The organism is Streptomyces sp. 7N604, from assembly GCF_052245475.1.
In the GTDB taxonomy this organism is placed as follows: domain Bacteria; phylum Actinomycetota; class Actinomycetes; order Streptomycetales; family Streptomycetaceae; genus Streptomyces.
Genome location: NZ_JBQQBX010000026.1, coordinates 45,506 through 62,837, shown reverse-complemented (window position 1 = coordinate 62,837; position 17,332 = coordinate 45,506). Strand labels below are relative to the sequence as shown.

Annotated in this window: 17 protein-coding genes and 1 tRNA gene; 9 read left to right on the top strand and 9 right to left on the bottom strand. The window is 69.6% G+C overall.

The window, feature by feature from the left end:
* Positions 1-103: 103 nt before the first annotated feature.
* A tRNA-Ala gene (locus tag ACTWP8_RS26890) sits at positions 104-176 on the top strand.
* 105 nt (positions 177-281) lie between these two features.
* Here the strand turns inward: ACTWP8_RS26890 and ACTWP8_RS26885 are convergent.
* Complete coding sequence (locus ACTWP8_RS26885) at positions 282-1,001, bottom strand: DUF5324 family protein (RefSeq protein WP_443324691.1); 720 nt, start codon at positions 999-1,001, stop codon at positions 282-284.
* A gap of 259 nt (positions 1,002-1,260) precedes the next feature.
* Between ACTWP8_RS26885 and ACTWP8_RS26880 the strand changes: the two genes are divergently transcribed.
* Entirely contained in the window at positions 1,261-1,794 is a 534-nt protein-coding gene (locus tag ACTWP8_RS26880) for a peptidylprolyl isomerase (RefSeq protein ID WP_443316238.1), read from the top strand.
* Positions 1,795-1,900: 106 nt separating this feature from the next.
* A complete protein-coding gene (locus ACTWP8_RS26875; protein WP_443324690.1) occupies positions 1,901-2,803 on the top strand; it encodes a rhomboid family intramembrane serine protease in 903 nt (300 codons plus the stop codon).
* A gap of 322 nt (positions 2,804-3,125) precedes the next feature.
* On the opposite strand, the gene crgA is transcribed toward ACTWP8_RS26875, so the two are convergent.
* The gene (crgA, locus tag ACTWP8_RS26870; protein ID WP_443316157.1) at positions 3,126-3,383 is read right to left on the bottom strand and encodes a cell division protein CrgA; all 258 of its coding nucleotides are present in this window, start codon (positions 3,381-3,383) and stop codon (positions 3,126-3,128) included.
* 155 nt (positions 3,384-3,538) lie between these two features.
* Between crgA and ACTWP8_RS26865 the strand changes: the two genes are divergently transcribed.
* The 6 genes from ACTWP8_RS26865 to ACTWP8_RS26840 all read left to right on the top strand — a co-directional run bounded on the left by ACTWP8_RS26865 (position 3,539) and on the right by ACTWP8_RS26840 (position 8,241).
* Entirely contained in the window at positions 3,539-4,312 is a 774-nt protein-coding gene (locus tag ACTWP8_RS26865; RefSeq protein ID WP_443316158.1) for a DUF881 domain-containing protein, read from the top strand.
* Positions 4,313-4,366: 54 nt separating this feature from the next.
* Entirely contained in the window at positions 4,367-5,062 is a 696-nt protein-coding gene (locus tag ACTWP8_RS26860) for a class E sortase (protein ID WP_443324689.1), read from the top strand.
* A 71-nt stretch (positions 5,063-5,133) separates the two neighbouring features.
* Positions 5,134-5,310, top strand: coding sequence for a hypothetical protein (locus ACTWP8_RS26855; RefSeq protein ID WP_443316160.1), 177 nt, complete (start codon positions 5,134-5,136; stop codon positions 5,308-5,310).
* Complete coding sequence (locus tag ACTWP8_RS26850; RefSeq protein ID WP_443316161.1) at positions 5,307-5,948, top strand: aminodeoxychorismate/anthranilate synthase component II; 642 nt, start codon at positions 5,307-5,309, stop codon at positions 5,946-5,948. The genes ACTWP8_RS26855 and ACTWP8_RS26850 overlap by 4 nt, the downstream gene beginning before the upstream one ends.
* Positions 5,945-7,474, top strand: a complete 1,530-nt coding sequence (locus tag ACTWP8_RS26845; protein ID WP_443324688.1) for a class E sortase — start codon at positions 5,945-5,947, stop codon at positions 7,472-7,474. The genes ACTWP8_RS26850 and ACTWP8_RS26845 overlap by 4 nt, the downstream gene beginning before the upstream one ends.
* Positions 7,475-7,512: 38 nt before the next feature.
* The gene (locus tag ACTWP8_RS26840) at positions 7,513-8,241 is read left to right on the top strand and encodes a class E sortase (protein ID WP_443324687.1); all 729 of its coding nucleotides are present in this window, start codon (positions 7,513-7,515) and stop codon (positions 8,239-8,241) included.
* Between the two features lie 127 nt (positions 8,242-8,368).
* Here ACTWP8_RS26840 and ACTWP8_RS26835 read toward each other — a convergent pair whose 3' ends face one another.
* The 7 genes from ACTWP8_RS26835 to ACTWP8_RS26805 form a co-directional block, all read right to left on the bottom strand.
* Positions 8,369-9,007 carry a class I SAM-dependent methyltransferase gene (locus ACTWP8_RS26835; protein ID WP_443324686.1) on the bottom strand — a complete coding sequence of 213 codons (639 nt, stop codon included), beginning with the start codon at positions 9,005-9,007 and terminating at the stop codon, positions 8,369-8,371.
* A gap of 158 nt (positions 9,008-9,165) precedes the next feature.
* Positions 9,166-11,178, bottom strand: coding sequence for a Stk1 family PASTA domain-containing Ser/Thr kinase (gene pknB / locus ACTWP8_RS26830; protein WP_443324685.1), 2,013 nt, complete (start codon positions 11,176-11,178; stop codon positions 9,166-9,168).
* A gap of 167 nt (positions 11,179-11,345) precedes the next feature.
* Positions 11,346-12,803 carry a peptidoglycan D,D-transpeptidase FtsI family protein gene (locus tag ACTWP8_RS26825; RefSeq protein WP_443324684.1) on the bottom strand — a complete coding sequence of 486 codons (1,458 nt, stop codon included), beginning with the start codon at positions 12,801-12,803 and terminating at the stop codon, positions 11,346-11,348.
* A complete protein-coding gene (locus ACTWP8_RS26820; RefSeq protein ID WP_443324683.1) occupies positions 12,800-14,191 on the bottom strand; it encodes an FtsW/RodA/SpoVE family cell cycle protein in 1,392 nt (463 codons plus the stop codon). The genes ACTWP8_RS26825 and ACTWP8_RS26820 overlap by 4 nt, the downstream gene beginning before the upstream one ends.
* Before the next feature lie 22 nt (positions 14,192-14,213).
* The gene (locus ACTWP8_RS26815; RefSeq protein ID WP_443324749.1) at positions 14,214-15,758 is read right to left on the bottom strand and encodes a protein phosphatase 2C domain-containing protein; all 1,545 of its coding nucleotides are present in this window, start codon (positions 15,756-15,758) and stop codon (positions 14,214-14,216) included.
* A gap of 141 nt (positions 15,759-15,899) precedes the next feature.
* Positions 15,900-16,421, bottom strand: coding sequence for an FHA domain-containing protein FhaB/FipA (locus ACTWP8_RS26810; RefSeq protein ID WP_443324682.1), 522 nt, complete (start codon positions 16,419-16,421; stop codon positions 15,900-15,902).
* Positions 16,422-16,431: 10 nt separating this feature from the next.
* Entirely contained in the window at positions 16,432-17,265 is an 834-nt protein-coding gene (locus ACTWP8_RS26805) for an FhaA domain-containing protein (RefSeq protein ID WP_443324681.1), read from the bottom strand.
* Positions 17,266-17,332: the final 67 nt, after the last annotated feature.

Genomic DNA, 17,332 nt, shown 5'->3' with positions numbered 1-17,332 from the left:
CGACGGGGAGCCCCTTATCCTTTGCGAGATCTTCCCGAAGACCCGGTACTCTTGTCTGCGGCACTCAGCCGGACGCGGTTCGACGGCTTGATCCACCACCCTCGGGGCCTTAGCTCAGTTGGTAGAGCGCTGTCTTTGCATGGCAGATGTCAGGGGTTCGACTCCCCTAGGCTCCACCCAAAGAACGCCCCCTCACCTGCGAAAACGCGGTGAGGGGGCGTTGTGGTGACGGTCCCGGCCGGGATGGTGCTCCCGGTCGTGATGACAGGTCCGGGGAGAGCTCAGCGCTGGTCGCCTCGCTTGCCCTCCTCCGTCTCGGCCTGCTTCGCCTGGGCGTCGGGATCCAGGGTGTCGCTGCCGTCCACCGAGGTCAGCGGCGGGCGGTCGCCGAGCTCCGTGGCGGCCGGGGGCTCGACCAGCCAGTCCGGGTTGGCCTGCTTGTCCCACCACTTCCAGACGGCGATGGCGCCCGACGCCAGCATGCCGAGTACCAGGAACCGCTTGGCCACCCGGCCGCCCTGGGCGCGGAGCCGGCGCCGGCGCGCCAGCTTCTGGATGTCCGCGGCGGTCACGTGGTTCCGCAGTGCCGCGAAGGCCGCCGCGCTGCGCTGCACCGCCTCTTCCCGCACCGGCTCCGCGGCGGCGACCGCCTGCCCGAGCCGGGGCGCGGTGTAGTCGGCGGCCTGCCGTGCGGCCGTACGCGCTCGCTTGGCGGTGCGCATGGCGGCGGCGTCCACCTTCGGCGGCAGCGCCCCGCGTGCCTGTTTGATGCCCTGCCGCAGGCGCGGCTGGAGGTGCGCGTCGTACTGCACGAGTGCGGTGTGACGGGCCTGGTGCGCGGCCTGGGACACCTTGGGCGCCAGCCGTACGCGGGCCTCGTGCGCGTAGTGCACGGCCTGGTCCCTTGCGGTACCGGCGTATGGCGCCACCACCTCCGCGGCGTGCAGCACGCTGCCCTTCGCGGTGCCTGTCGCGGCGCGCACGCTGTGATTGCGGGTCACGGGATTTCCTCCTCCTCGGTGGCGTACGTTTTGTCGCCTTTCCACCCGATAAGAGATCATGCCCGTTCGCTCGTCGGATGGCATGTGCGGACGGGCATCCGGGTCAAGTTCCCCGATAGGAGATCAACTACCGCTGATGGGGAGCCTCCTCAGACTTTCCCACTGTTCTGTGGCACCCGCGCCGGTTCGTCGGCTACTCGTCCCGAGTAGGTCCGTGCGAGGATCGGTAAACGTCAGTGAGAACTACGGAAGGCAGATCGTGGCTGAGCAGCTCTACGCCACCCTGAAGACCAACCAAGGCGACATCGAGATCCGGCTCCTGCCGAACCATGCGCCGAAGACGGTCAAGAACTTCGTCGAGCTTGCCGAGGGCACTCGCGAGTGGACCCACCCGGCGACCGGCAAGCGTTCCCAGGACAGGCTGTACGACGGCACGGTCTTCCACCGGGTGATCAGTGGCTTCATGATCCAGGGCGGTGACCCGCTGGGCAACGGCACCGGCGGCCCGGGCTACGAGTTCGGCGACGAGTTCCACCCGGACCTCGCGTTCAGCAAGCCCTACCTGCTGGCCATGGCCAACGCCGGGCCGGGCACCAACGGCTCGCAGTTCTTCATCACCGTCGCGCCGACCGCGTGGCTGACCGGCAAGCACACCATCTTCGGCGAGGTCACCGACCCGAAGAGCCAGCAGGTCGTGGACACCATCGCGGCCACCGCCACCAACCCGCGCACCGACCGTCCGCTCAAGGACGTGGTGATCGAGTCGGTCGTCGTGGAGACCCGCGAAGGCTGACCGGAACGGGAACCATCCCGCCCCGCCCGTCCGTATGACGGGCGGGGCGGTCTTTGCGCGGCTGCTGCCGAGCCGGGATCGCGCATGCGGAGGAGACGAGGGACCGATGGATCAGGAGCCAGGAAGCCCGGACACTCCCGCGGCCGCGGGGGGCACGCCGGGCTGCTACCGGCATCCGGAGCGCGAGACCGGCGTCCGCTGCGCCCGGTGTGAGCGGCCCATCTGCCCGGACTGCATGGTCAGCGCATCGGTCGGCTTCCAGTGCCCGGATTGCGTCAAGGGCACGTCCGGCAAGGGGCAGGCGCCGTACGCTTCCCGGCCCCGCACCATCGCGGGCGGCACGGTGACCGCCGACCCCCACCTCATCAGCAAGATCCTTCTGGGCCTCAATCTCGCGGTCTTCGTCGCGGTGCTCGTCGTCGGCGACCGGCTTGTCGACGAGCTCGCCCTCGTCGGCGAGTGGCCACCGCCGCCTTATTACGTGCCGACGGAAGGCGTCGCGGAGGGGCAGTGGTACCGGTTGCTGACCGCGGTCTTCCTGCACCAGGCGCCGTGGCACATCGCCTTCAACATGCTGGGCCTGTGGTGGCTCGGGGGGCCGCTCGAGGCCGCGCTCGGCCGGGTGCGCTATCTCGCGCTCTACCTGCTGTCCGGGCTCGGCGGCAGCGCGCTCACCTACTGGCTCGCCGGCCCCGGCCAGCCCTCGCTCGGCGCCTCCGGCGCGATCTTCGGTCTGCTCGGAGCGACTGCGGTGCTGATGCGGCGGATGAACTACGACATGCGCCCCGTCATCGTCCTGCTCGTGCTCAACCTGGTCTTCACCTTCACGTGGGCCAACATCGCCTGGCAGGCTCACATCGGCGGGCTGGTGGTCGGCGCGGCCGTCGCGTACGGGATGGTGCACGCGCCGCGCGAGCGCCGCGCCCTCGTGCAGCGCGTCACCTGCCTGGTGGCGCTGCTGGCGATCGTCGCGGTCGTGTGGATACGGACGCTCCAGCTCACCGGCTGAGCGGGCCCGCCGCCCTCGGCTCGTCCCCGCCTCTCCCTCGCCCCCAGCCGGGCCGTAGTGAGCTGAAGAGGAACCTCGACGTCAAGTTGTCCACAGCGGGTGTCGGATCTTGTGCATGCTGTGGGGAACGGCTGTCCGCTATCGCACTGACCTGCGTTTTCCCAGCAAAATCAAGGCTCGTTCGTGCGACATACGACGTACCATCTGTCACACCGGTGTCAACGGCCCGGAGGTTATCCACAGATCGTCTGACCTTTTCCCCATGTGGACAGGCCTGTGGATAACTCTGTGGGCAACCTTGGGGCAAGGGTCGCGGACGGGCCTACTTCCACTGCGTGGAGACCACGAACCCCGCTGCGATGAAGCCGAAGCCGACGACGATGTTCCAGTTGCCGAGGGCGTCGATCGGCATGTCCCCGGTGGTCACGTAGAAGACGACGATCCAGGCCAGGCCGATCAGGAACATGGCCAGCATCAGCGGAGCCACCCAGCGGCGGCCGCTGGACAGGTCGATGCTCGTCTGCTGCTTCGCGGGCGGCGGTGTGAAATCGGCCTTCTTGCGGATACGTGACTTCGGCACGAGGGTCTCTCCTGTCGATGCGCTGCGTGACCGCGCAGAGCTGCTTGGTAATGCTTGGTTCTCCGTCGCCGGGGCGGTCCGTGATGGGGAGCACTGCCTCCCCCGGGCGTCAGTTAGCGTAGTGCTTCCGCGGCGTCGAAGGAGATAAGGGTACGGTGAGCAATTCAGCGGACACCCCCGCCGGCCGGCCCCCGCGGGCCCGCCGGTTCCGTCCCGTGCGCCTGCTGACCGCCGGGGTCTTCGCCCTCGCCGGACTCATCTTCTGGACGAGTTTCCATACGGCACAGGGCACCAATCTGCGCACCGACGACTCGATGCTGAAGCTCTCGGACCTCATTCAGGAGCGCAGCCGCAAGAACCATGAGCTCGACGACGAGGCCGCCACCGCGCGCTCCCAGGTCGACCGGCTCGCCCAGCGCGACGACGGCAGCAGCGCGGCCGAGGACCGCAGGCTCCGCGGCCTGGAGAACGCCGCGGGCACCACGAAGCTCACCGGCCAGGGCGTGACCGTCACCCTCACCGACGCGCCCCCGAACGCCACCGCCCGCATCCCCGGGGTCCCCGAGCCGCAGCCCAACGACCTCGTCATCCACCAGCAGGACCTCCAGGCCGTGGTCAACGCGCTCTGGCAGGGCGGCGCCAAGGGCATCAAGGTCATGGACCAGCGGCTGATCTCCACCAGCGCGGTCCGCTGCGTGGGCAACACGCTCATCCTCCAGGGCCGGGTCTACTCCCCGCCCTACAAGGTGACCGCGGTCGGCAGCGTCCCCCGGCTGGAGAAGGCGCTCTCCGACTCCCCGACGATCCAGAACTACATGCAGTACGTCAACGCGTACGGGCTCGGCTGGAAAGTCGATACGCACAGGGCGGTGACTCTTCCCGGCTACTCCGGCACAGTGGATCTCCACTACGCCAAGCCCGTGGAGTAGCGAGCCCGGGGAGCAGCAGGCCCGAGGGGCAGCCGGGGACGGAGGTTCGGCACGGTGGCCGTGCGACTGATCGTCAGAACGTTCAGCGAGCTCTGCGTCACCGTCGGCACCGTCATCGTGCTCTTCGTCGTCTACGTGCTGTTCTGGACGGGCGTACAGGCCGACCGCGCGATGGACGGCCAGATCGACCGGCTCGAGGAGCAGTGGTCGACCGGCCCTGTGCCGGACGCGAAACCGGCCGAGGGTGACGGTGAACCCGAGCGGCAGCAGAAGCCGTACGAGGACGGGGCGCCGTTCGCCGTCATGTACATCCCGCGCTTCGGCTCCGGCTGGGCCAAGCCGGTCCTCGAGGGCACGGACACCGGCACCCTCAAGAAGGGCCTCGGCCACTACGCCCGTACCGCCCGCCTCGGGACGACCGGGAACTTCGCGGTCGCCGGCCACCGCCGCACCTACGGCGACCCGTTCAAGGACGTCCCCGAGCTGCGCCCCGGCGACGCGGTGGTGCTGGGCGACGGCACCACCTGGTTCACGTACCGCATCGACCGCGAGCCCCACCGCACGCTGCCGACCGACACCGCCGTCCTCGACCCGGTCCCGGAGAAGGCGGGGTACGCGGGCCCCGGCCGCTATCTGACGCTGACCACCTGCGAGCCCGAGTGGGGTCACAGCCACCGGCTGATCGTCTGGGCGCACCTGGACGCCACCCAGCCCGTCGAGCGGGGCAAGCCGGACGCATTGCGCAGCTGACCCACCGGCCACACCCGCGGCCCTTTACTCTGGTGCTGCAATCGACACCGTCATCGGCAAGTAGGGACAGCATGTACGGCTGGATCTGGCGGCATCTGCCGGGGAACACATGGGTGCGGGCGCTGATCTCGCTCGTGCTCGTACTGGCGATCGTCTTCGTCCTCTTCCAGTACGTCTTCCCGTGGGCGGAACCGCTGCTGCCGTTCAACGACGTGACCGTCGACAACGGAGGCCGGGCAGCACGATGAGCACCGCACGCATCCTGGTCGTCGACAACTACGACAGCTTCGTCTTCAACCTCGTCCAGTACCTCTACCAGCTGGGTGCCGAGTGCGAGGTGCGGCGCAACGACGAGGTCGAACTCGCCCATGCGCAGGACGGGTTCGACGGCGTGCTGCTCTCCCCCGGGCCCGGGACGCCCGAGCAGGCGGGGGTCTGCGTCGACATGGTGCGGCACTGCGCGGACACCGGGGTGCCGGTGTTCGGGGTGTGCCTGGGGATGCAGTCGATGGCGGTCGCGTACGGCGGGGTCGTCGACCGGGCGCCGGAGCTGCTGCACGGCAAGACGTCGAGGGTGACGCACGCGGGCGTGGGCGTCTTCCAGGGCGTGCCGTCGCCCTTCACCGCGACCCGCTACCACTCGCTGGCCCTCGAACGCGACACGGTCCCGGACGAGTTGGAGATCACCGCCTGGACCGGGAGCGGGGTCGCGATGGGGCTGCGGCACCGCGATCTGCCCGTCGAGGGCGTGCAGTTCCACCCCGAGTCGGTGCTCACCGAGTGGGGCCACCGGATGCTGGCCAACTGGCTGGTGGCGTGCGGTGACGCCGGTGCCGTGGAACGGTCGGCGGGCCTCGCGCCGGTGGTGGGCAGGGTCGGCGCGTGACGGCACTCCGCCCCGAGCGCGAATCCGCGTCGCCGTACGGAGAGCCGTACGGCGACGCAGATGCGTTCGAGGCGGCTGTGGGGCGCATGGACGACCCGCTGAACGACCCGCTGCCGGGGCAGGGCCACGGGCCCGGAAACGAGGGCGGGGCCCCGGCGCAGGACGGCCGGCAGGCGTCGGCGCAGTCCGCGGGCCAGGAGACGTACGGCGGGCCCGGGGCGTACGAGGCCTACGGCGCTCGCGAGCCGTACCGGACCGGCGAGCCGTATCAGGCCGAGGCATACGGGGGCTATGAGGGCTACGAGCCAAGCGGTGGCTATGGGCCACAGGAGGGCTACGAGGCCGAGAGCCGCGAGGCTCGCGGGAACGGCGAGGCGTACGAGGGCGCCTACGAGCCCGCGTACGAGTCCCGGAGGAGCCCGAGTCCCGAGCAGGTCGAGGCCATCCGGCAGGCGGCCCGGCAGGCCGTCCAGGAAGCCGCGCGGCAGGCCGCCGCTTCCCCGCAGACGGACGCGGGTGCCACCGCCCTGCTGCCGACCGTGTCCGACCCCCCTGCCGCCGATCCGGCCGTTGACGGTCCGCCGGGCGCGCTGCCGCCGATCGACGACGAGACGGTCGCCCTGCGCGTCCCCGAGACCGTCGGGAGCGGGGACTCCGGGACGCCGCCCGGGACGCCGCCCGGCGGCGGCCGTGCGGCGCGGCGCAAGGCGGCCAAGGGCAAGCGGGGCGGTCGGCGTGCTCGCGGGCGCCGCCGGCCCGCGAACGCCCCTGCCGCGGCGGCCGCGGACAGCCCCGCGCCCACCTCCCGGCTCGAGGCCCGGCGGCTGGCGCGGGCGCGCAAGGACCCGCCCGGGGTCGTCGCCAGCCGGGTCGTCGGTGAGCTGTTCATCACGATCGGCGTGCTGATGCTGCTGTTCGTGACCTACCAGCTCTGGTACACCAACGTCCTCGCCCACGCGCAGGCCGGTGGCGCCGCCAACAACCTGCAGAAGGAGTGGGGCCAGGACGGCGCGGAGGACGACCGCAGGGCGGGGGCGTTCGCGCCCGGCCAGGGCTTCGCCATCATGTACATCCCCAAGCTGGATGTGAAGGTCCCGATCGCCGAGGGCATCGACAAGCACAAGGTCCTCGACCGCGGCATGGTCGGCCACTACGCCGACGGCAAGCTGAAGACCGGGATGCCCTGGGACAAGAAGGGCAACTTCGCGGTCGCCGGGCACCGCAACACGCACGGCGAGCCGTTCCGCTACATCAACAGGCTCGACCCGGGCGACGAGATCATCGTCGAGACGCGGAACGCCTTCTACACGTATGAGATGGCGAGCATCCTCCGGCAGACCTCGCCGGCCAACATCGGCGTGATCCGTCCGGTGCCGCCGGGCTCCGGGTTCACCGGACCGGGCCGCTACATCACGCTGACGACCTGCACCCCCGAATTCACCAGTACCTACCGGATGATCGTCTGGGGCAAGATGGTCGATGAGCGGCCGCGCAGCAAGGGCAAGCCGGACGCGCTCGTCGGCTAGACCTTCATCTCACCCCAGTGGAAACGGAGCAGGACGCGGTGGCAGCGACCCAGCACGCACAGGACACCGAGGCGCGTCCACCGCAGCGCCGGCGCCGTACGTTCAGGCGGACAGCCGCCGTCGTCAGCGTCATCGGCGAACTCCTCATCACGGCGGGCCTGGTGCTCGCCCTGTTCGTCGTCTACTCGCTGTGGTGGACGAACGTCCTCGCGGACCGCGATGCCGCGAAGAAGGGCGACGAGGTCCGCGACCGCTGGGCGGCGAAGGGGCCGGGCGAGCTGGACACCAAGGACGGGATCGGCTTCCTTCACGTCCCGGCGATGAGCAGCGGGGAGGTGCTGGTCACCAAGGGGACGGGCACCAAGGAGCTCAACAACGGTGTGGCCGGGTTCTACACCAAGCCCGTGAAGTCGGCGATGCCCTGGGACAAGAAGGGCAACTTCACGCTCGCCGCACACCGGGACGGGCACGGCGCGAAGTTCCACAACATCGACAAGATCGGCGAGGGCGACGCGGTGGTCTTCGAGACCCGCGACACCTGGTATGTCTACAAGGTCTACGCGACGCTGCCGGAGACGTCGAAGTACAACGTGAAGGTGCTCGACCCCGTACCGAAGGAGTCGGGCAGGAAGAAGGCCGGCCGCTACATCACGCTGACGACCTGCACGCCGGTCTTCACGTCGAAGTACCGCTACATCGTGTGGGCGGCGCTGGAGCGCACGGAGAAGGTGGACGCGGACCGCACGCCGCCCAAGGAGCTGCGCTAGGCACCGTCCGATGGGTTATGCCGAGCATTCCACGGCACGGTGACCGTTGCCGCCGTGCGTCTTTGGCTCCGCTCGTGCCCCCCGGACAGTCCTTCAGTGGCACGCCATCACCCCCTGTCCACCGGATCTACTGTCTGCGCATCAGCAGATGGCCCCGGCGGTACCGCTCCTCCTCGCGGGGCTCGCGAAGCATCCGGCCGACTTCGGCGAACCCGGCCGCGCGGGCCAGGCCGGCGAGGTCGTCGATCGGCCACCGGTAGGCTGTCGCCACCTTGTGGTCGAACGCTGCTACCGGCCCGCCCTCAGCCTCGAAGAAGGCAAGCAGGAGCGTGCCGCCCGGGGTCAGCACACGGCGGAACTCGGCGAAGCAGGACGGTATTTCCTGTGGCGGAGTGTGGATGACCGAGTACCAGGAGACGATGCCGCCCAGCTTGCCGTCGGCCAGGTCCAGGGCATCCATCGAACCGACCTCGAACCGCAAGTCGGGGTAAGCCTCGCGGGCAAGATCGATCATCACCGGCGACAGGTCGACGCCGAAGACGTCCAGTCCCAGGTCCCGCAGGTGCGCCGTCACATATCCAGGGCCACATCCCAGCTCGGCGACGGGCCCGCCATCAGCGGCCCGCGTTAACTCGGCGAACGCAGCGAGCACCGCGCGATCCAGCGGAAAATCGTCGAGCCCATTGCGGGCGACATGGGCATGGCGGACAGCGACGGCGTCGTAGGCATCCGCTGTCGCACGGAGGTACGAGGAGGGTTCAGTCACAGGGGACGACACTAGAACCTTCGCGATCGGGTACAGCGACTGACCCGGCAGACAGGCCCTGGCAGCCGTACGTACGCCGAAGGCCCCGGCTCCCACTCGCGTGGAAACCGGGGCCTTCGCCGTGCCGTACGGACAGGCGGGCGGGCGGTTGCCGGCCGTCAGTCCTTGCTGCGGACGGTGCCGGTCGGGCCGCCGAAGATGCCGCCGTCGTCGCCGCCCTCGTTGTCACCGTTCCCGTCGACCGTGGTGATGTTGACGGTCGTGCCCTTGGCCACCGGGCTGCCGCCCTGCGGGTCGGTCACGACCACCGTGGAGTTGTCCTCCTGCGGGCCGGTGATGGTCCCGACCGTGAGGCCTGCGTCCTCGATGGCCTTCCTCGCGTCCTTGAGCTTCTGGCCGACCACCTGAGGGACCTGGGTCTGCTCGGCGGCCTTGGCGACCTGGAGGACGACCCTGGACTCCGGCTTGACCTCCGTGCCCGCGGTCGGCGTCTGTTCCACCACGGTGCCTTCGGCGACACCCTGCTGGTCGACGTCGGTCCTCGTGACCTGCAGCCCCAGCGCCTCGAGCTGGGCCTTCGCCTCTTCGAAGGTCTTGGTGGTCACCGGAGGAACGGTGACTGTCTCCTTCTTCTTGGCGACCGTGAGCGTGATCGTGGCCGTCTTCGGCTTCTTGGCGCCCGCCTTGGGGGTCTGCTTGAGCACAACGCCGGGGGCCCGGTCGGACTCGATCGACTTCGTCAGGATCTGGTCGCGGTCGAAGCCCTTCCTCTCCAGACGGTCCCTGGCGTCCTCGATCGGCAGGTCCTCCACGTCCGGGACGGGAATCAGCTCGGGCCCCGAGCACAGCGTGACCGTGACCGTCTCGTCCTTCGCGATCCTCGAGCCCGCGGCCGGGTCCTGCTTGGTGATCTGGTTCTTCTTCTGGTCCTCGCAGGGAATGGGGTCCCCGTCGTCCTCGACGACGAAGCCGCCGCTCTCGCCCTGCTGCTGGGCGTCGTCCAGGGTGTCGCCGATGAAGTTCGGCACCTCCACCCGGTCGGCGGGGCTGTCGCTGCCGAACAGCTCACGGCCGATGAAGATCGCGCCGACGAGCACCAGTATGCCCGCGACGACCAGCAGGATCGTCGAGGTGCTGCTCTTCTTCTGCCCGCCGCCGCGGCGCCGGTCCGGCCGCTCGTCGTAGCCGAAGCCGCCGTCGTCCTCGCGCATGGGCGGCAGCATGGAGGTCTGCCCGCCGGCCTCCTGCGCGCGCAGCGCGGTCGTCGGCTGGTCGTCGCCGTAAGCGCCGTAGCCGACCGCGCCCAGGGCCGCCGTGGCCGCCACGGGCTGCTGCCCGTCGAGGGCCGCCTCGATGTCGGCGCGCATCTCGTCGGCGCTCTGGTAGCGGTAGTCCGGGTCCTTCACCAGCGCCTTGAGGACGATCGCGTCCATCGCCGGGGAGATCTCCGGGTCGTACACGCTCGGCGGCTGGGGCTCCTCGCGGACGTGCTGGTACGCAACGGCGACCGGTGAGTCGCCCACGAAAGGCGGCCGTACGGTGAGCAGCTCGTACAGCAGACAGCCGGTGGAGTACAGGTCCGAGCGGGCGTCGACGTTCTCGCCCTTGGCCTGCTCGGGGGAGAGGTACTGGGCGGTGCCGATGACGGCCGCGGTCTGCGTCATGGTCATGCCGGAGTCGCCCATGGCGCGCGCGATGCCGAAGTCCATGACCTTGACCTGGCCGGTGCGCGTCAGCATGACGTTCGCCGGCTTGATGTCGCGGTGCACGATCCCGGCCCGGTGGGAGTACTCCAGCGCCTGAAGGATGCCAATGGTCATCTCCAGCGACCGCTCGGGCAGCAGCTTTCTGCCGGAGTGCAGCAGCTCGCGGAGGGTCGACCCGTCCACGTACTCCATCACGATGTACGGGATCGAGACTCCGTCGACGTAGTCCTCGCCGGTGTCGTAGACCGCGACGATCGACGGGTGGTTGAGCGAGGCGGCCGACTGGGCCTCTCGGCGGAACCGGGCCTGGAACGACGGGTCGCGGGCGAGGTCCACCCGCAGCGTCTTCACAGCCACGGTGCGGCCGAGGCGCGTGTCATGGGCGAGGTACACCTCGGCCATGCCTCCGCGGCCGAGCACCGAGCCCAGCTCGTACCGGCCGCCGAGGCGACGCGGCTCTTCCATAGCTTCTCCAGCCCTCTTCCGTCATTCCCACGCACCGGTGGGGTCCGGCGGTGTGCTGCTCGGGCATACCGTACCCGGCACGCCGCGGTGGACCCGGCCAGCTGCCGTTACCTGATACAGGACCGGTACTGTCACAAGGGCAGTTCGGTTCAGCGGTGTGACCGGGCTCACTTCTCGCTGTTGATTACCGCCTCCATGACGTCCTTGGCGATCGGGGCGGCGAGACCGCCGCCGGAGATGTCGCCGCGATCGGCGTCGGAGTCCTCGACGACGACCGCGACCGCGACGGGCGAGCCCTCGTCGGTCTTGGCATACGAGAGGAACCAGGCGTACGGCCTCTCGCTGTTCCCCACGCCGTGCTGGGCCGTACCGGTCTTGCCACCCACAGTCACGCCCGGCATCTGGGCGCCGGAGCCGGTCCCCTCCTTGACGACGGTCTCCATGGCGTCCTGAATCTGCTGGGCGTGCTCCGGTGAGAGGGGTTCGCTCATCTCCTCGGGCTTGTGCTGCTCGACCACGTTGAGGTTCGGGGCCTGCAGCTGGTCCACCATGTACGGCTTCATCAGCTTGCCGTCATTGGCGATCGCGGCGGTCACCATGGCCATCTGCAGCGGTGTGGCCGAGGTCTCGAACTGGCCGATGGAGGACAGAGCGGTCTGCGGCAGGTCCATCTTCGTGGAGAAGGCGCTCTTCACCGCACGGACCGGGGTGTCGATCTCGGGGTTGTTGAAGCCGAACTTCTCGGCCGTCTCGACCATCTTGTCCCGGCCGAGGTCGGAGCCGATCTTGCCGAAGGTGGTGTTGCAGGAGACGCGCAGGGCCTCGCGGATGCTGGCGTTCTTGCAGGGAAGGTCGCCGTGGTTCTTCAGTGGGGTGCTGGTGTTCGGCAGGTTCCAGGGCAGCGGCGAATCGGTCTTCGCGTCGATGTCGTCGTACAGGCCGTGCTCGAGGGCGGCGGCGGCTGTGACCACCTTGAAGGTCGAGCCGGGCGGGTAGGCCTGCTTCAGAGCCCGGTTGAGCATGGGCTGGTCTTTGTCGTTCAGCAGCGACTTGTAGGCCGCGCCATCGTTCATGCCGGCGATCGTGGAGGGGTCGTACGACGGGGTGCTGGCCAGCGCGAGGATCGCGCCCGTCTGCGGGTCGATGGCGGCGACGGCGCCCTTCTTGTTACCGAGCCCCTTGAAGGCCGCCTTCTGCGCCGCGGAGTCGAGGGTGGTGACGACCCGGCCGCCCTTCTTCTGCTTGCCCGTGATCATGTCGATCGTGCGGTTGAAGAAGAGTCGGTCGTCGTCACCGGTGAGTATGCCGTCGTTGAGCTTCTCGAGCTGATTGGCGTCGTACACCTGGGACGCGTAGCCGGTCACCGGCGCCCACATCGGGCCGTTCTTGTACGTGCGCTTGTACTTGAAGTCGCCGGTGTCGGTCGTCGTCGAGCCGGTGATCGCCTTCCCGTCGACGATGATGTCGCCGCGCGGCACGCTGTAGCGGGTGATGGCGACACGACGGTTGTTCTTGTCGTTCTTGAGCTCGTCGGCCTGGACGAACTGAACCCAGTTGACGCGGACCAGCAGGGCGAGGACGAGCAGGCCGCAGAAGATCGCGACCCGGCGGAGGGGCTTGTTCACGGTCGGACCACCTGGGTCATCTCGGCGTCGGTGGACGGGGCCGGGGCGGGGGCCGGCCGGCGCGCGGTGTCGCTGATGCGCAGCAGGACGGCGACGAGCGCCCAGTTCGCGACGACGGACGAACCGCCCTGCGCGAGGAACGGCATGGTCATACCGGTCAGCGGGATCAGGGCGGTGACGCCGCCCGCGACGACGAAGACCTGGAGCGCGAAGGCGCCGGACAGGCCGACGGCGAGGAGCTTGCCGAAGGGGTCACGGGCGGCCAGGGCGGTCCGCATGCCGCGCTCGATCAGCAGCGCGTAGAGGATGACGATCGCCATCATGCCGGTCAGGCCCAGCTCTTCGCCGACGGTGGCGAGGATGTAGTCGCTCTTCGCGCCGAGGCCGCCGATGAGCCGCGAGTAGCCCTGGCCGAGGCCGGATCCGAGGATGCCGCCCGAGCCGAACGAGTACATCACCTGCGCGGTCTCGGTGACGGCGCCGTCGATGGTGGCCAGCGGGTTGAGCCAGTTGTCGACCCGGGCGCCGACGTGGGTGTTGAAGGAGGCCACGAAGACGGCGCCGCCGGCGGAGAGCAGCAGGCCGAAGACGATCCAGCTGGTGCGCTCGGTGGCGACGTACAGCATGACCACGAAGAGGCCGAAAAACAGCAGCGAGGTGCCCAGGTCGGTCTCGAAGACCAGGATCATCAGGCTGATCGCCCAGATCACCAGGATCGGGCCCAGGTCCCGGCCGCGCGGCAAGTACATGCCCATGAAACGGCGGCTGGCGAGCGCGAGGGCGTCGCGCTTGACCATCAGGTAGCCGGCGAAGAAGACCGTGATGATGATCTTCGCGAACTCGCCGGGCTGGATGGACCCGACGCCGGGGATGACGATCCAGATCTTCGCGCCGTTGACGGCGGGGAAGAACATGGGCAGGGCCAGCAGGACCAGCGCCACGGCCATGGAGATGTAGGTGTAGCGCTGCAGTACGCGGTGGTCCTTGAGGAAGGCCAGAACGCCGAGGAAGAGCGCGATGCCGAGCGTCGACCACATCAGCTGGCCGGGGGCCTTGGGACCGCCGAGCACCTCGGTGGTGACGAGCGGCTCCTGGTCGAGCCGCCAGATCAGCACCAGGCCGAGGCCGTTGAGCAGCGTCGCGAGCGGAAGCATCAGCGGGTCGGCGTACGGGGCGAACTTGCGCACCATCAGATGCGCGACGCCCGCGAGGAGGCCGAGCCCGAGGCCGTAGCCGAGCATGCCCGCGGGCACGCTCTCCTCCTTCGCCAGGCCGACGTTGAGGTAGGCGAAGACGGGGATCAGCACGGCGAAGACGAGCAGGGCGAGTTCGGTGTTGCGCCTGCTCGGTGCTCCCACGGAGCTGATGGTGGTCGTATTACTGGTCATGGCTTGGATGGCCCCCTACCGGCTACTGCTGGGTGCTATCGCACTGCTTGGCCAGCTGCTTCTCTTCCTCCGACAGCGTGGGGCCGGGTGTCGGAGTGGCGCTGGGCTTGGTCGGTTCCTCCGCGCGCGTGACGGGCGTGCTGCCTGTCGAGCCGCCGGCCTCGCCCTGCTGCTCGCCCGGCTTGGCCTGCTGGTCCTCGGCCTTCTCGCGCTGTTCTGCCTGCTCCTTGGCGGCCTTGGCCTGCTCGGCGCGCTTGTGGCAGGCACCGGCCTGCTTGCCGAGGTCCTCGACCTTGTCCTTGGCCTGGCCGAGGCTGCCGACCGCGATCGTTTCCTCGACCTGCTTGCGCTGGTAGGCGGGGAGGTACTTGAGTTCGATCTCGGGGTGGTCCTCGTGCACCTCGTTGAGGCTGATCCAGGCCAGATCCTGGCTGATGCCCTGGTAGAGCGCGACGTGCTCGCCCTTGGCGCCCACGTAGTACTGGGTCTGGGTCCAGCGGTAGCCGCCGTACCCGGCCGCGCCGACGAGGCCGAGCGCGAGCGTGATGATCAGGGACCGCTTGAGCCATCTGCCGCGGCGGCCCGGCTTGATGAAGTCCTCGTCGGTGTACGTGCCGTAGCCGCCGTCGCTGAGTCCCGCGATGCCGGGGTCGCCGCTGCCGGGCGGGCCGAAGCCGCCGGCCGCGGAGCCGGGCGCCTGTGACGGGACGCCGCGGCCGAGCCCGGCGGCGCGTCCGGCCGGGGTCTCCATGGCGCCGTTGTCGCCCAGGTGCTGCGGGTTCTCCGCGACCGCGCCGACGACGACCGGGGTGTCGTTGAGCTGCCCGGCGAGGGTGTCGCTGTCGTCCACGTCCAGGACGTCGGCGACGATGCAGGTGATGTTGTCGGGGCCGCCGCCGCGCAGCGCGAGCTGGATGAGCTCCTGCACGGTCTCGTGGGGGCCCTGGTAGCCGGCGAGGGTGTCCTCGAGCGTCTGGTGGCTGACGACGCCGGAGAGGCCGTCGGAGCAGATGAGGTACCGGTCGCCGGCCCGGACCTCACGGATGGAGAGGTCGGGCTCGACGTGGTCGCCGCTGCCCAGCGCGCGCATCAGCAGGGAGCGCTGCGGGTGGGTGGTGGCCTCTTCCTCGGTGATCCGGCCCTCGTCGACGAGCCGCTGCACCCAGGTGTGGTCCTGGGTGATCTGGGTGAGGACGCCGTCACGCAGCAGGTACGCGCGGGAGTCGCCGACGTGGACCAGGCCGAGCCGCTGGCCGGTCCACAGCAGGGCGGTGAGCGTGGTGCCCATGCCCTCGAGCTGGGGGTCCTCCTCGACCATGACGCGCAGCTGCTCGTTGGCGCGCTGCACGGCGCTGCCGAGAGAGGTGAGGATGTCGGAGCCGGGCACGTCGTCGTCGAGCTGGACGAGCGTGGAGATCACCTCGGAGCTGGCGACCTCGCCGGCGGCCTGGCCGCCCATGCCGTCGGCGATGGCGAGGAGGCGGGGGCCGGCGTAGCCGGAGTCCTCATTGCCTTCGCGGATCATGCCTTTGTGCGATCCGGCGGCGAAGCGCAGTGACAGACTCATGCGCACCTCGCCGGTCGGCTCGGGGTACATCCGCACGGTGCCCACCCTCCGGTCGGGAGCGCGCTCACGTCTGCCGCGCCGGCTGCCGGAAAGGCTGCCGGCGCGGCCAGGGCCCGCTCGCTCCGCTCGCTCATTCTCGTACTACTTCCGCAGCTCGATGACGGTCTTGCCGATGCGGATCGGCGCACCCAGCGGAATCGGTGTCGGGGTGGTGAGTCGGGTCCGGTCGAGATACGTGCCGTTGGTGGACCCGAGATCCTCGACGATCCATTGGCCGTCACGGTCCGGGTAGATCCTGGCATGCCTGCTCGACGCGTAGTCGTCGTCCAGCACGATCGTCGAGTCGTGTGCCCGGCCAAGGGTGATCGTCTGGCCCTGGAGGGTGACCGTGGTGCCGGTCAGGGAGCCTTCGGACACCACGAGCTTGGTGGGCGCTCCGCGGCGCTGGCGGCCGCCGCCCCGGTTGTTCGACGGCGCGCGCTGCTGCGGGGGCTGCTGGCGGCCGGCGGGCTGCCGGGCCTGGCCCTCCCCGCGGCGCGCGGCGCGCTGGGTTACGCGCGTGCCGAACAGATCGCTGCGGATGACCTGTACGGCCACGATGACGAACAGCCACAGTACGGCGAGAAAGCCCAGCCGCATGACCGTCAGGGTCAGCTCTGACATTGCCCCCGCTTCACCCTTCGGCTTGCCGGTAAACGATGGTGGTGCTGCCCACGACGATCCGCGAGCCGTCGCGGAGCGTAGCGCGGGTGGTGTGCTGTCCGTCCACCACGATGCCGTTGGTGGATCCCAGATCCTGGATCGTCGAGGGCGTTCCGGTCCGGATCTCGCAGTGCCGGCGGGAGACTCCGGGGTCGTCGATCCGCACGTCGGCCTCGGTGCTGCGGCCCAGCACCATCGTCGGCCGGGAGATCTGGTGGCGGGTGCCGTTGATCTCGATCCAGCGGCGGGTCTGCGCGCTCGGCATCGGGCCCGCACTCGCGCCGGGCAGCCGGGTCACCGGGGCAGGCCCTCCGGCGCGGGCGGCGGGCGGCGGCGCGGCGGGCATGGGCGGGGCGCCCGCGGGCTGCGCGGGGTAGCCGCCGGGGCGCTGGGCCGCGGCGGGGCGCCTGCCCTGCGGGGCCTGGGACTCGCTCGAGGCGAGCGTGCGGCTGCGCACCCGGTACAGCCCGGTGTCCAGGTCGTCCGCCTTCTCCAGGTGCACCTTGATCGCGCCCATGAAGGTGTAGCGCTGCTGCTTCGCGTAGTCGCGCACCATGCCGGAGAGCTCGTCGCCGAGCTGGCCCGCGTACGGGCTGAGGCGCTCGAAGTCCGGCGCGCTCAGCTCGACGATGAAGTCGTTGGGGACCACGGTCCGGTCGCGGTTCCAGATGGTGGCGTTGTTGTCGCACTCGCGCTGAAGTGCTCCCGCGATCTCGACGGGCTGCACTTCCGATTTGAACACCTTGGCGAAGGTGCCGTTCACGAGACCCTCGAGACGCTGCTCGAAGCGCTTCAGTACTCCCACGGGGCACCTCCTTCCCTGATGCGTTCCTCGAAGCCGTCCTGGTACTGCTTACTGATCGTATCCACGA

What these genes read in the sequence shown, in the direction of transcription:
- ACTWP8_RS26875 (WP_443324690.1), top strand. Translation starts at nt 1,901, where the DNA reads ATGGATCAGGAGCCAGGAAGCCCGGACACTCCCGCGGCCGCGGGGGGC.
- ACTWP8_RS26855 (WP_443316160.1), top strand. Translation starts at nt 5,134, where the DNA reads ATGTACGGCTGGATCTGGCGGCATCTGCCGGGGAACACATGGGTGCGG.
- ACTWP8_RS26850 (WP_443316161.1), top strand. Translation starts at nt 5,307, where the DNA reads ATGAGCACCGCACGCATCCTGGTCGTCGACAACTACGACAGCTTCGTC.
- pknB (WP_443324685.1), bottom strand. Translation starts at nt 11,178, where the DNA reads ATGGAAGAGCCGCGTCGCCTCGGCGGCCGGTACGAGCTGGGCTCGGTG.
- ACTWP8_RS26820 (WP_443324683.1), bottom strand. Translation starts at nt 14,191, where the DNA reads ATGACCAGTAATACGACCACCATCAGCTCCGTGGGAGCACCGAGCAGG.
- ACTWP8_RS26815 (WP_443324749.1), bottom strand. Translation starts at nt 15,758, where the DNA reads ATGAGTCTGTCACTGCGCTTCGCCGCCGGATCGCACAAAGGCATGATC.
- ACTWP8_RS26810 (WP_443324682.1), bottom strand. Translation starts at nt 16,421, where the DNA reads ATGTCAGAGCTGACCCTGACGGTCATGCGGCTGGGCTTTCTCGCCGTA.